Genomic DNA, 12,846 nt, shown 5'->3' with positions numbered 1-12,846 from the left:
CAGCGGCACAAGCACGCAAGACACCAGCGCTGCCGCTTGGCGGTTCAGGCGCCCGCCAGCAGACCGGCGAAGCTGCCGGCGTCGAGCGGATGCGACAGCAGGTAGCCCTGCACCTCGTCGCAACCCATGGCGGCCAGGATGTCGAGCTGCGAACTCGACTCGACCCCTTCGGCCACCACGCGCATGCGCAGTTCATGCGCCAGCGCCACCATCGAGCCGACGATGGCGCGTCCTTGCGCGTCCATGTCGAGCCCGCCRATCAGGGTGCGGTCGATCTTCAGGGTGCCCACGCGCAGCCGCTTGAGGTAGCCCAGGCTGGAGTAGCCGCTGCCGAAATCGTCGAGCGCCACATGGATGCCGAGCGCCTGCAGCTCGACCAGGGTCTCGAGCGATTGCGCGATGTCCTTCATCGCGGCGGTCTCGGTGATCTCCAGCGTGACCGCCGACGGCGGGATGTCGTGCTGGTGGATCTGCTCCAGCAGGTATTGCGGGAAATCGCGGCTGGCAAAGCGCAGGCCCGAGACATTGATGGCCACCGGGACGGTCGGGATGCCGGCGTCCTGCCATTGGCGGATCTGCTTGCAGACCGTGGCGATGACCCAGTCGTCGAGCTTGTCGATCTGCCCGGACTGTTCGGCCACGGTGATGAACTCGGCCGGGTTGACCTGCCCCAGCGTGGGGTGGCGCCAGCGGCAGAGCGCCTCGGCGCCCACCACGGTGCGCTGGCGCACGTCGAACTTGGGCTGGTACTGCAGCGAGAGGCCGTCGTCCTGGATCGCCAGCCAGAGGTCGCGCCGGATCACGCGCATGCGCCGGGCGCGCTCGCCGGCCGCGGAATTGAACACGCGCACCTGGTTGGAGCCGCTTTCGCGCGCTTCGCTCAGGCTCACCCGCGCGGCCTGCATCAGGGCTTCGGAGGTCTGGGCGTCGCGCGGGTAGATGGCGATGCCGATGTTCACCCCGATCTGCATCTGCAGCCCGCGGGCGGCGACAAACTCCGCCAGCGAACCCAGCAGGCGCGAACCCAGCTCATTGGCGCGGCCCTGATGCACCAGTTCGGGCACGCCGACGGCAAACTCGTCGCGCGCCAGGCGCGCGAGGAAATCGTGTGGCTCGAGCGCGGCCTGCGCCAGGGCGCCGGCATCCTGGGCCAGGATATCGTCAGCCCGTACCTCGAAGACTTCGTCGACTTCGCGGAAATCGGCGATATGCACCAGCAGCACGGCGCAGCCGGTCTCTTCCAGCCGCGCCTGCGCGATCGACTGGTCGAGCCAGCGCGCAAACGCGGCGCGGTCCGGCAGGTCGGTGCTGACGCTGTACTCGCCGACCGTGCCCTGTCCGCGCGCGGTCGTGCGCACGGTCAGGCGGCCCGGGATGYGGCCCCGGCGGCGCACCGGCATGGCGCCGCCGCTGGACGTGCCCACGGGCGGTTCGTCCGGCATGTCCTCCAGCCCGCCGGCATCGGGCGCGCCGTAGCCATTGGCGCTGGCGAGCCGCCAGCCGCGCAGGTTGGCGCGGCGCAGCCAGAAGAAACCGAGCGGCAACGCCAGCAGCGCGCCCATGGCCAGCCAGGCTGGCTGCATGACGATGCCCGCATCGCCGCACAGGGCGGTGCGGCGCGACGTGTCGCTGCACAAGGTGCTCAGGCGGGCCCCCGCGGCCACCACCACGCCGGCGCCGGCCAGCATGCCCAGCAACGCTCCGGCCCGCAGCATCGGCAGCTTGCGGCGCAGCCAGGGAACCGCCAGCGTCAGCGCGGCGGTCACGGCCAGGGCCGCCGCGGTCTGCGACACCTCGCGCGTCACGCGCAGGCTGCCGGAACCCAGGGCGACCCATAGCGGCAGGCCCACGGAGGCAGGCGACAGCAGCAGGAACGCCCAATGCAGCGTCCTGGCGGGGCCGCGCGCCAGCTCCCGGTCCGGCTTGGCTGGGCGAATGCCCAATCCGACCGCGAGGCCGGAGAGGGCAGCGAGCAGCAGAAGGCTAGCACTCATGTCAATAAGCAAGCTGCGCAAAAATTGGGGGCGAAAATGGCGCGACGAAGAGATCTACGCGGGCGCGAGACCCGCATCATCGCATCACGCGGCCTTCCCCGAAAAGGAAAACGGCTGCAAGCGCACCGCCATGGCTCAGAACGCGCTCCAGTCGTCGCCGCCGGCGCCGGCCCCGAGGGCCTGCGGACGCACCATCGGCGCCACGCGCTGGACCGCCTTGCGCTGTCGCGCAGGCGTGGCAGGCTGGCGCCGGGGCGCGGCTGCCGCAGTCACCGGAACACGCGCAACCGGCGCGCTTGCCCGCGCCACGGACGCCGCGGCGGCCTGGCCGCCGGAGAGCCGGAACACGGACACCACGCCGTCGAGCTTCTGCGCCTGCTCTTCCAGCGCACCCGCCGCGGCCGCTGCCTGCTCGACCAGCGCGGCATTCTGCTGCGTGACCTCGTCCATCTGCGTGACCGCCTGGTTGACCTGCTCGATGCCGCTGGTCTGCTCCTGCGACGCCGCGCTGATCTCGTTCATGATGTCGGTGACGCGCTTGACCGCGTCGACGATCTCGCCCATGGTCTGGCCGGCTTCCGCCACCAGCCGCGTGCCACTTTCGACGCGCTGGCCGGACTCGCTGATCAGGGCCTCGATTTCCTTCGCGGCGGCGGCAGAGCGCTGCGCCAGGCTGCGCACCTCGCCTGCCACCACGGCGAACCCGCGGCCCTGCTCGCCGGCGCGCGCGGCTTCCACCGCGGCATTGAGCGCCAGGATATTGGTCTGGAAGGCAATGCCCTCGATCACGCCGATGATCTCCACCACCTTGCGCGACGAGCCGCTGATCTCGTTCATGGTATCGACCACGCGGCCCACCACGTTGCCGCCCTTGAGGGCGATCTGCGAAGCGTCGCCGGCCAGCACGCCGGCCTGGCGCGCGTTGTCGGCATTCTGGCGCACCACCGTGGTCAGCTCTTCCATGCTGGCGGCGGTCTGCTCCAGCGAGGAGGCCTGCTCCTCGGTGCGCTGGGACAGGTCGAGGTTGCCGGTGGCGATCTGCTTGGTGGCCGAAGCGATCGAATCGGTGCCGCCGCGCACCTGCGACACGATATTCGACAGGCTGTCCTGCATGGCGGACAGCGCCTGCATCATGCGTCCGACTTCGTTGCGCGACACATTGACGATGCGCGAAGTCAGGTCGCCGGCGGCGATGCGTTCGAACACCGACAGCGCCTCCTCCACCGGCCGCACGATGGCCCGGTGCAGGGCCGCCGTGCAAAGCGCGGCCACCAGCAGGCCGGCCACGACCAGCGCGAACGACAGCATGCGCACGCGCTCGAAGCGGGTCTGCGAGACATTGAAGTTGGACTCGCCGGTGCGGATCTGGTACCCCTGCAGGGCTTCATAGGCCGTTGCCATGCTGCGCTGCATATCCGGCAGTTCCTTCTTGGCGATCGTCAGCGCCTGCTCCGCGTTGTTCTCCAGCAGCGCCTTCTGCAGGGGCTTGATGCCCTTTTCCATGAAATCGCGGCGCTTGCGCTCCAGATCATCCGCCAGCGTTTTTTCCTCCGCGCTCTGCGGCAGGCTGGCATAACGCTTCCAGGCAGCTTCGGCGCTGTCGATGAAGACCATCGAGCGGTCCACCGCCACCTTGCCGTCGCCGGGTTCGCCCGGCATCACGCCACGGTCCAGCGCCAGGCGCATGCGGGTGGTGCCAAGCATGGTCTCGCTCAGTGCCTGCGCCGAGGCCAGCTGGTTACCGTAGGTCTCCTGGAGTGCGTCATTGCTGTGCGACATACCGTACAGGCCGGCCGCGCCGACGAGCACGAGCAGTAGCGACAGCACGGCCATTGCGCCGCGCAGCAAGGTTTTGATCTGGATATTGTTATGGAAAGACATGAAGCACCCGATACGGTAAGGAACGCGCGGGGCCTCCTCCGGCCCCGGCCCGGCGGATCGACACCCCTGCGACCCGCTCAGGGCAGATAACGGCGAGCCCGCGAGAATCCTTGAGCAAGGTGCCGTGCGCGGCACGCGGCTCAGCCGCCCCCTCCCGTTTCGACCTGGAACGCCTCGCCTGTGGCAAAAAATGCCCCGCCGGCCAGATAGTGTATCGAACGGCACTCGCTATCCGGAAAATGCCATCGGCCGTTGGAAAATACGGCGGAGTCGGCCCAGGCAGCAACCACCTCGGCAATAAACAAGTCATGGCGCGCGGCATTATGCGGCTCGGGAATCACCCGGCATTCAAGCCATGCCAGGCATCCCGCCAGCAGCGGCGCGGCAATTTCCCGGGCAGGAAATGTCGCCAGGCCTGCGGCCGCGAACTTGTCGGCCTCGCGGCCGGAGTGCGAACCGACCTCCAGCGTGGCGGCGGCCTGCGGCCGCGCCGGAATGTTCAGGGCGAACTCGCCGGACGCGTCCACCAGTTCGCGCGTGAGGGTGCGCGCATCGATGACGACTGCCACCTTGGGCGGCTGGAAATCGAGCGGCATGGCCCAGGAGGCGGCCATCACGTTGCGCCTGGCGCCGTGCGCACTGGTCACCAGCGTCACGGGCCCGTGGTTCAGCAGGCGGTAGGCCTTGGCCAGTTCCACGGGGACAAGGCGTGCGGGGATGTTGGCTGCGGTGTCGGTGAGATCGGATGACATGGCAATGATGATGCGCGGGAGAGCCTGATTTGCAATGAGGCCGCTATTGTTGCAGCAAACGCACTCGCCGGCGTGCGCCAATACGCCGGCGAGGGTTATTTCCGATTGCCCGGCAAAACAATGCAAATGGCCGGCGCGTGGATTTTCCGGCCGCGCAGCGCGACCGCGACAAATCCCGGGTGCACGGTGACCTGCGATTCGCACGGAAGTTCATTAATTGGGCTTCGGCATCGATTTATCAGAATTCTCTTTTCCGCCGGCACGGGCATATGCAGAATCGCCGGGCGCCGTTATAATCGTCTCACTCTCACCCGCTAACCCAGTAAATCGAGGCTCGTAATGGCGACTTATCAGGAAATTGTTCAAAAAATCAGCGAACTCCAAAAGCAGGCCGAGGAAATCAAGGCGCGCGAGCAGGCTTCCGTCATCGCCGATATTCGCGAGAAAATTGAGCAATATGGACTGACCGCCGACGACCTCGGCTTCGGTACCAAGCCGGCCGCCAGCAAGAAGGCCACCCGCAAGGTGCCGGTACGCTACCGCGACAGCGCGGGCAATACCTGGACCGGCCGTGGCAAGCGTCCGGGCTGGCTGACGCAGGCGCTGGCCGCCGGCAAGAATATCGACGACTTCCTGATCGGCTGAGATCGGCTGAGATCGGGGTTTTCCTCGCGCGAAGTAAAACGGCCGGGCTAATGCCCGGCCGTTTTACTTGCTGCCTGAGCAGCGCCAGACCGCTCAGCCGGCGAAACCCAGCGGGTTCATGGACTGCCAGCGCCACGAATCCACGCACATGCGGTCGAGATCGTGCCTGGCGCGCCAGCCGATCAGCGACTGCGCCAGCGCCGGATCCGCATAGCACGCGGCGATATCGCCGGGCCGGCGCGCGACGATCTCGTACGGCACCGGACGCCCGCTGGCGCGCTGGTAGGCCGCCACGACTTCCAGCACGCTGTAGCCCCGGCCGGTACCCAGGTTGACGGTCAGGCACTGCTGCTTGTCGCGCAGGTAGACCAGCGCGGCAAGGTGGCCGTCCGCGAGGTCGCTGACGTGGATGTAGTCCCGCACGCCGGTGCCGTCGCCGGTCTGATAATCGCCGCCATAGACCATCAGCTTCTCGCGTCGGCCGCCGGCCACCTGCGCTACATAAGGCATCAGGTTATTGGGCACGCCACCCGGGTCTTCGCCGATCAGCCCGCTTTCATGCGCACCCACCGGATTGAAATAGCGCAGGTAAGCGATGCGCCATGCCGGGTCGGCGCGCTCCAGGTCGCGCAGGATCTGTTCGCTCATCAGTTTGGTCTGGCCGTAGGGATTGGTGGCCGAGAGCGGGAAGTCCTCGAGGATCGGCACCGTGTGCGGATTGCCATAAACCGTGGCGGACGAGCTGAACACGAGCTGCTTCACGCCGGCCGCGTTCATCGCCGAGCACAGCGTGAGCAGGCCATTGAGATTATTGTCGTAATAATCGAGCGGCTTGCTGACCGATTCCCCCACGGCCTTGAGCGCCGCGAAATGAATCGCCCCCGAGATCCGGTGTTCCGTGAACAAGCGGTCCAGCAGGGCGCGGTCGCGCACGTCGCCTTCCACAAAATGCGGGCGCTGGCCGGTAATCTGCGCCAGCCGCTCGACCACGACGCGATTGCTGTTGCAGAGATTATCCAGGCCGATCACGTGATAGCCGGCCTCGAGCAAGGCAACCCAGGTGTGCGAGGCGATATAACCGGTGGCTCCCGTGAGCAGCAGTGTTTCAGACATGGCGATTCATCGATAAGGTTATGAAAGTGGCTAAAAAGGCGCTGCAGTGGCTCCGGTCGTGCCCGTCGCGCACAAGCTGCCCCGGAAGCCGGACCAAGGCCGGGCCGGCGCCTCGGAAGTGACGGCTAAGCATATCAGGCCAAGTCCGGCGCGCCCGGGGCGGTGGCAGGATTTTGTGCGGGCACAAGGCCGGCACGAGCCTGCCAGGCCTCGAAAGCGGTGCGCAGGCGCCAGCCCGATTCCAGGTCACGCATGCCCAGGCGCTGGGCGACCTCGGCGGGACTCGCGCCGGCCTCGAAGTGCAGCGCGCAGCAGGTATTGCGCAGCGTCTGCGGCGAAGCCCGTTCGCTGCGCTCCGCCAGCACGCCGGCCTCGTCGAGCAGGATCTCCACGCGGCGGTATAGCGAAGCCGCGTGCAGGGGCCGGCCGCTGGGCATTGCCGGGAATACCAGGTCGCCGTGCGTGCCAGAGGCCGCGCGGGTTTCCAGCCACGCCAGCACCGCCGCCCGGGCGAAGGGGAAGACCGGCGCCGCATAGGCGCGCCCGTTGTCGGCGCGCACCAGGCGCAGGACAGAGACATCCGCCTCGATGCTGTCGGTGCGCAGCATGCGCGCTTCGCCGACCTTCAGGCCAGCGCCCAGCAGCACCGCCACCAGCGCGGCGTCGCGCGCGCGTTTCCACTGGGTGGGCGAAGGCATACCGCTGTCCTTGCCGTCCTTGCCATCCGTCAACGGCGACGCGGCCGCCGGAGCAAGCACGCGGGCGATCAGGATGTCCCGCTCGGCGGGCAGCAGGAAGGCCGTGGGATCGTTCTCGCCTTCGGCGAGATGTGCGCGCACGGCCTGGCTGGCGGGGTTGTGCAAGCCATCCTGGAGTTGCGACAGGTGATGGAACACGCGCTCGATGAGGCGCGCGTAGCGGTAGCGGTGGTGCTTGTGCAGGTCCTGCTCGTCCAGGAAGGCGCCGATCTGCTCGGCGGACCAGGCCAGCGGCGCCACGCCGCGCTCGCCCGACCAGCGCAGCAGCTTGCCCCACATGGACCGGTAGACCACGGCGGTGCCCTGGCGAAAGCCGTGGCGGGCAAGCCAGCCGTCGAAGGCGCGCTCCGGCTGGTTGCGCCAGGCGTCGAGGTCCGCATCGAAGAGGGCGGAAGTCAGCCCGTCGGCGCTCATGTTGGTCTTCACGCGCGCTCCTGCGTTGGTTGYGGCAATGGCCGTATTGTAGACAAATCGCCACAAAAGACCGAGCCCCGCGGCGCCCGCAAGCGCGCATCAAGCGCAGCGCACGACGCCTGCGGCGGGCATTTGAGCGGCACTGCCACCGCGCCTTGTTGCATTTGCGCGCCCGGGCTGCTACCTTTCACTGCATTGCTATGCAACTGGTTGCATAGCAAGCTTGCAGACAACGCTGAAGAACGATGCCGAGGCGCCGCGCGCGCCCTTGGCCAACCCGGAGAAGACACCGTGAACCAAGCAGCCCTGAGCACAGCGGCGCAAGCCTCGCTGGCCACCTGGCATCGGATGATCGCCACCCATTCGATGGCCGAGCTGGACAGCATCGTCGCCGACGATGTCGTGTTTCATTCGCCGGTGGCGCACACGCCCTACCCGGGACGCGTCGCGCTGCGCATGGTGCTGGAGACCGTGAACCAGGTCTTCCAGGACTTCCGCTACCACCGCTGCTTCGTCAGCGACGACGGCCACAGCGTGGTGCTGGAGTTCAGCGCCAAGGTGGACGGCAAGTCCGTCAAGGCCATCGACATGATCCGTTTCAACGCGGACGGCAAGATCGACGACTTCGAAGTCATGGTGCGCCCCAAGAGCGGCCTCGACGCGCTTGCCGCCGCCATGGGCGCGCGCCTGGCCAGCCAGAAGGCAGCCCTGCAAGGCGCCTGACGCGCCGGACCCGCGCCGCTTGCCGCCGCATTCCTTCAATTCCGGATTCTTTCCGCTCCGCTCCACTGACCTAACCTTGCGCTGATCGCCATGTCCCTTCCCGCCATCCTCCAGAACCGCCTTTCCCTGCCGGTGGTGTGCTCGCCGCTGTTCATCATCTCCAACCCCGACCTGGTCATCGCCCAGTGCAAGGCCGGCGTGGTGGGCTCCTTCCCCGCGCTGAACGCACGCCCGGGCCCGGTGCTCAACGACTGGCTGGACCGCATCACCACCGAACTGGCCGAGCATGACGCCAGGCACCCCGACCGGCCGTCGGCACCGTTCGCGGTCAACCAGATCGTGCACAAGTCGAACGACCGCCTGGACCACGACCTGGAACTGTGCGTGCGCTACAAGGTGCCCATCGTCATCACCTCGCTGGGCGCGCGCAAGGAAGTCAACGACGCCGTGCATTCCTATGGCGGCATCGTGCTGCATGACATCATCAACAACGCTTTCGCGCGCAAGGCYRTCGAGAAAGGSGCSGACGGCCTGATYSCSGTGGCRGCCGGSGCCGGCGGCCATGCCGGCGYCMTSTCGCCSTTCGCWCTGSTGCAKGAGATCCGCRMSTGGTTCGACGGCCCGSTGSYSCTGTCGGGCGCCATCGCCAGCGGCGACGGCATCCTCGCGGCGCAGGCCGCGGGCGCGGACCTGGCCTACGTGGGCTCGGCCTTCATCGCCACCGAGGAAGCCAACGCGCAGTCCGGCTACAAGCAGATGATCGTGGACAGCAGCGCGTCCGACATCGTCTACTCGAACCTGTTCACCGGCGTGCATGGCAACTACCTGCGCCAGAGCATCGTCAATGCGGGGCTCGATCCGGAAGGCCTGCCGCAATCGGATCCGTCCAAGATGAACTTCGGTTCGGGCAGCGCCAAGGCATGGAAGGACATCTGGGGCGCCGGCCAGGGCGTGGGCGCGATCAAGCGCGTGGTGCCTGCCGCCGAGCTGGTGCGCCGCTTCGCCGAGGAATACGCGCTCGCGCGCCGCCGGCTCGGCCTGGCCCCGCAAACGGCGCCCGCCACGACCGCGGCCGACCTGGCCTGATCCGTTGTCACCGCGCGGCCCCGGCGCCTTGCGCGCCGGGCCGCGCGCGCCCTCTCAGGCCGCGCCGCCCTGCTCCAGCAGCGGCAGCAGTTCCTCGGCCCACTCCACCCAGCCCTCTTCGTAGCGGATGCCACGCTTGAGCAGCGCATGCTGCAACTGCTGCGCGCGCGTCGGCTCGGCGTCGGAAAAGTCGCGCGCTTCGATCTTGCGATAAGTGTCCAGGCGCTCGCGGTGCAAGCCGATCAGGCGCGCCATTTCAGGCGCCAGCCCAAGCGGGCCGATCACCGCGTCCGCCCGCAGCTTCACCAGGACCTCGTCGCGCTGGTCGAGCCCGGCGGTTGGCGCCAGCACCCAGCGCGCCAGTTCGTCGCGCCCCGGCGGCAGCACGAAATACACCTTCTTGCGGTTGCGCGCGTCGCCCTCGCCTTCCTCCGCGGCGATCCAGCCGCTTTCCGCCATGCGGCCCAGCTCGCGGTAGATCTGCTGGTGCGTGGCATGCCAGAAATAGCCGATCGAACGGTCGAAACGGCGTGCCAGCTCGTAGCCGGAGGACGGCTTTTCCAGCAGGGAAGTCAGGAGTGCGTGCTGAACGGACATGCAAGAAGGCGTGACGTGGAGGCGGTCCGGCAATATGAAGCCGGCGAGCCGCATGGCCGGGATGGCGAGCGCGTATGGTAGCGCATAGCCGCTCGCGCGCAGACTCCGCCGCCGGCCGCCGGGCCGGATCGATGCCAGCCAGCCTCAATGCCGCGCAATCCAGGCCGTTAATTGCATGGCCTATGACAAATTGAAGCAAAGATCGGACCAGAGTTAAATAATGCGAAATGGCATTTTCCGATCGACTGCAATACATTTGCAGACATAGTCATCTTTTGCATGCCTGGGACCGCTATTCGGCCGCGGCGCATGGCATGCGAATCCATCGATCAGGAGTGGTCCATGCAAGGACAAGCAGATTTCGCCGAAGACCGGGATGTCCCGTGGGAAGCCGACGCCGCCAGGCCGGCGGCACAGCCTCCACCGGCAGCATCCACACCCGTGTACTACCGCCTGCCGGATACGCCCGAAGGCCACCACATCAAGGAATATGCCAGCGGCTTGCGGCAGCTGGTGCGCTTTGTCGGCGTTGAAGAACAGGTCGTCAAATACAGCCTCGTCTGAGATACAGCCTCATCTGGGGCATGCGTCCCTGACGCTCTTCTGTTGTTTGTTGTCTCCTCCTGCCCAGATCATGGGCCGGAATTAAGCCCGCGCTGCCCGCGGGCTTTTTTTCGTCCTGCTGCCGGGCATCGGGCGCGCACAAATGACAAACCCGCGGCGGGGACTGTTGTCCCCGACCGCGGGCTGGACAAACGGCAGGACAGCTGGCGGATCAGTCCACCGTCGCGCCGGAAGCCTTCACCACCTTGGCCCACTTGGCGGTCTCGGCGCTCATGAACGCGGCCAGTTGCGCCGGCTTCTCCGGATGCGGCTCCGCACCCTGGTCCGCCATCTGCTTCTTCACTTCCGGCATCGCCAGGATCTTCACCACTTCGGCGTTGAGGCGGTCGACGATCGGTTGCGGCGTGCCGGCCGTGGCGTACAGCGCAAACCAGGAAGTGGCTTCATAGCCCGGCACCCCGGATTCGGCCACGGTCGGCACGTTCGGCAGGGCCGGCGAGCGCTTGGCCGAGGTCACGGCGATGGCGCGCAGCTTGCCAGCCTTCACGTGCGGGTACGACGACGGCATGTTGTCGAACATCAGGCCGATCTGGTTGCCCAGCAGGTCGTTGACCGCGGGGGCGCTGCCCTTGTACGGCACGTGCTGGATGTGCAGGTTGGTCATCGAGTTGAACAGCTCGCCCGACAGGTGCATCGACGAACCGCTGCCCGACGAACCGTACGACAGCTTGTCCGGGTTGGCCTTGACGTAGGCGATCAGTTCCTTGATGTTGTTGACCGGCACCTTGGGATTGACCACCACGAGGTTCGGCACCATGGCCACGCGCGAGATCGGCGCGAAATTCTTGACCGGGTCGTACGGCAGCTTGGAGTACAGCGACTGGTTGATGGCGTGGGTACCGATGGTGCCCATGAACAGCGTGTAGCCGTCGCCAGGCGCCTTGGCCGCCAGCGATGCGCCGATATTGCCGCCAGCGCCCGGACGGTTGTCGATCACCACGGGCTGGCCGAGCGCCTTGCCCAGTTGCAGGCCGACGATGCGGGCCAGGATGTCGGTGGTACCGCCTGCCGAGAACGGCACGATCAGGGTGATCGGCTTGGTCGGGTAGGTGCCTTGGGCGAAGGCGCTGCCGGTCACGCCGGCGAAGGTCGCTGCCAGCGCCACGCCAGCAGCCAGCAGGCGCCGGCGCGTATTGGCGTGCGGGGTGCGTGCTTGGGAATCGGATTTCATGTTTGCTCCAGGATAAATCGCTTATCGGCCCGCGCTCGTGGCCCGGGCCGTCATTTTAGTTATTGACTGATGAACTGCTTCGGCGTGATGACGCCGCGGCACCTTGGCCGCGCCCACGCCCCGGGCTTACACGGGGGCGACGCCAAGCGTGGTGCCACCACAAACGTAGAGTACCTGGCCGGTCACGAACCCGTTCTCCGGCGAGAGGAAGAACATCGAAGCGCGCGCGACGTCTTCCGGCGTGCCCATGCGCTTGACCGCGATGCTGGCCAGGATGCGCTTGGTCTGCTCGCTGCCGTCCGGGTTGCTGTTGCGAAACAGCTCGGTGGCGATCGGGCCCGGCGCCACGGCGTTGACGGTGATGCCGTCGCCGCCCAGTTCCATGGCCAGCGTGCGGGTCATGCCGATCAGGCCGGCCTTGGTGGCGGAATACACCACGCGCTCGGGCTTGCCCAGCGCGGCACGCGACGCCATGTTGACGATGCGGCCGAAACCCGCCGCGCGCATCGCGGGCAGGCAGGCCTGGGTCAGCAGCATGGTGGCCTGCAGGTGCAGCCCGACCACGTAGTTGAGGTCTTCGACGCGGGCGGTGTCGGCAGTGCCGGGGCGCGTGGCGCCGGCATTGTTGACCAGCCGCGTGACGGCGAAGCGCGAGACCACCTGCTCGGCCACGGCGCGGGTCGCGGCGGCGTCGGTCAGGTCAGCCTGGAAGAAGGTCATGTTCGGGTGGGACCAGGCGGGGGCGACATAGTCGACATTGACCACCTGGGTCACGCCGTCGGCCAGCAGCATCTCGCTGATGGCGCGGCCGATACCGGAACTTGCGCCGGTAACGAGCGTGGCAACGGGAAGAGACATCGTTTGCTCCGACCGGCGCAAACCTGCGCCGGGTCATGCCAAAAGGGGATGCGACGAGAGCCGGCGAGCCAGTCGGCCCTGTCGCATTGCTTCTTGCGTTGGGAAACGTCATCAGCCTGTACATCCAGCCCAGGCTGGCGGTAGGACGGTGTTCTTTAGCGCCGCGCGCCCGCGGACCGGAGTCCGCGGGGTTCTTTAGCGCCGCGCGCCCGCGGACCGGAGTCCGCGGG

At 67.3% G+C, this 12,846-nt stretch carries 12 protein-coding genes; 4 read left to right on the top strand and 8 right to left on the bottom strand.

Annotated features, from left to right (window positions below):
* Nucleotides 1-44: 44 nt before the first annotated feature.
* The 3 genes from AC1DO7_RS17875 to AC1DO7_RS17865 all read right to left on the bottom strand — a co-directional run bounded on the left by AC1DO7_RS17875 (nucleotide 45) and on the right by AC1DO7_RS17865 (nucleotide 4,627).
* Nucleotides 45-1,994, bottom strand: coding sequence for a putative bifunctional diguanylate cyclase/phosphodiesterase (locus tag AC1DO7_RS17875; RefSeq protein ID WP_477116388.1), 1,950 nt, complete (start codon nucleotides 1,992-1,994; stop codon nucleotides 45-47).
* A gap of 135 nt (nucleotides 1,995-2,129) precedes the next feature.
* A complete protein-coding gene (locus AC1DO7_RS17870) occupies nucleotides 2,130-3,875 on the bottom strand; it encodes a methyl-accepting chemotaxis protein (protein ID WP_441650212.1) in 1,746 nt (581 codons plus the stop codon).
* Between the two features lie 140 nt (nucleotides 3,876-4,015).
* Nucleotides 4,016-4,627, bottom strand: a complete 612-nt coding sequence (locus AC1DO7_RS17865) for a flavin reductase family protein (RefSeq protein WP_441650223.1) — start codon at nucleotides 4,625-4,627, stop codon at nucleotides 4,016-4,018.
* Between the two features lie 339 nt (nucleotides 4,628-4,966).
* Here AC1DO7_RS17865 and AC1DO7_RS17860 point away from each other — a divergent pair, with 339 nt between their 5' ends.
* The gene (locus AC1DO7_RS17860; RefSeq protein ID WP_441621911.1) at nucleotides 4,967-5,272 is read left to right on the top strand and encodes an H-NS histone family protein; all 306 of its coding nucleotides are present in this window, start codon (nucleotides 4,967-4,969) and stop codon (nucleotides 5,270-5,272) included.
* 93 nt (nucleotides 5,273-5,365) lie between these two features.
* Here the strand turns inward: AC1DO7_RS17860 and galE are convergent, their stop codons facing one another.
* Nucleotides 5,366-6,385 (bottom strand): UDP-glucose 4-epimerase GalE, encoded by a 1,020-nt coding sequence (gene galE / locus AC1DO7_RS17855; protein WP_441621909.1) that lies wholly within the window; start codon nucleotides 6,383-6,385, stop codon nucleotides 5,366-5,368.
* Between the two features lie 134 nt (nucleotides 6,386-6,519).
* Complete coding sequence (locus AC1DO7_RS17850) at nucleotides 6,520-7,557, bottom strand: tyrosine-type recombinase/integrase (RefSeq protein WP_441650222.1); 1,038 nt, start codon at nucleotides 7,555-7,557, stop codon at nucleotides 6,520-6,522.
* A gap of 348 nt (nucleotides 7,558-7,905) precedes the next feature.
* On the opposite strand from AC1DO7_RS17850, the gene AC1DO7_RS17845 reads away from it, so the two are divergent.
* Nucleotides 7,906-8,280 (top strand): nuclear transport factor 2 family protein, encoded by a 375-nt coding sequence (locus tag AC1DO7_RS17845; protein WP_441622005.1) that lies wholly within the window; start codon nucleotides 7,906-7,908, stop codon nucleotides 8,278-8,280.
* Nucleotides 8,281-8,370: 90 nt separating this feature from the next.
* On the top strand, nucleotides 8,371-9,366 hold the full coding sequence (locus AC1DO7_RS17840) for an NAD(P)H-dependent flavin oxidoreductase (RefSeq protein ID WP_477116387.1): 996 nt from the start codon (nucleotides 8,371-8,373) through the stop codon (nucleotides 9,364-9,366).
* A 54-nt stretch (nucleotides 9,367-9,420) separates the two neighbouring features.
* On the opposite strand, the gene AC1DO7_RS17835 is transcribed toward AC1DO7_RS17840, so the two are convergent.
* A complete protein-coding gene (locus AC1DO7_RS17835) occupies nucleotides 9,421-9,963 on the bottom strand; it encodes a PadR family transcriptional regulator (protein WP_441650210.1) in 543 nt (180 codons plus the stop codon).
* Between the two features lie 342 nt (nucleotides 9,964-10,305).
* Between AC1DO7_RS17835 and AC1DO7_RS17830 the strand changes: the two genes are divergently transcribed.
* Nucleotides 10,306-10,527, top strand: a complete 222-nt coding sequence (locus tag AC1DO7_RS17830; protein ID WP_441621903.1) for a hypothetical protein — start codon at nucleotides 10,306-10,308, stop codon at nucleotides 10,525-10,527.
* A 211-nt stretch (nucleotides 10,528-10,738) separates the two neighbouring features.
* Here AC1DO7_RS17830 and AC1DO7_RS17825 read toward each other — a convergent pair whose 3' ends face one another.
* Both AC1DO7_RS17825 and AC1DO7_RS17820 read right to left on the bottom strand, forming a co-directional pair.
* The gene (locus AC1DO7_RS17825; RefSeq protein WP_441621901.1) at nucleotides 10,739-11,758 is read right to left on the bottom strand and encodes a Bug family tripartite tricarboxylate transporter substrate binding protein; all 1,020 of its coding nucleotides are present in this window, start codon (nucleotides 11,756-11,758) and stop codon (nucleotides 10,739-10,741) included.
* Between the two features lie 126 nt (nucleotides 11,759-11,884).
* Nucleotides 11,885-12,616, bottom strand: a complete 732-nt coding sequence (locus AC1DO7_RS17820) for an SDR family NAD(P)-dependent oxidoreductase (RefSeq protein WP_441621899.1) — start codon at nucleotides 12,614-12,616, stop codon at nucleotides 11,885-11,887.
* Between the last annotated feature and the right edge of the window lie 230 nt (nucleotides 12,617-12,846).

The organism is Cupriavidus sp. 05N40 (assembly GCF_056397305.1).
The sequence above is the reverse complement of the archived record's forward strand: the minus strand, read 5'-3'. Positions and strand labels throughout refer to the sequence as shown.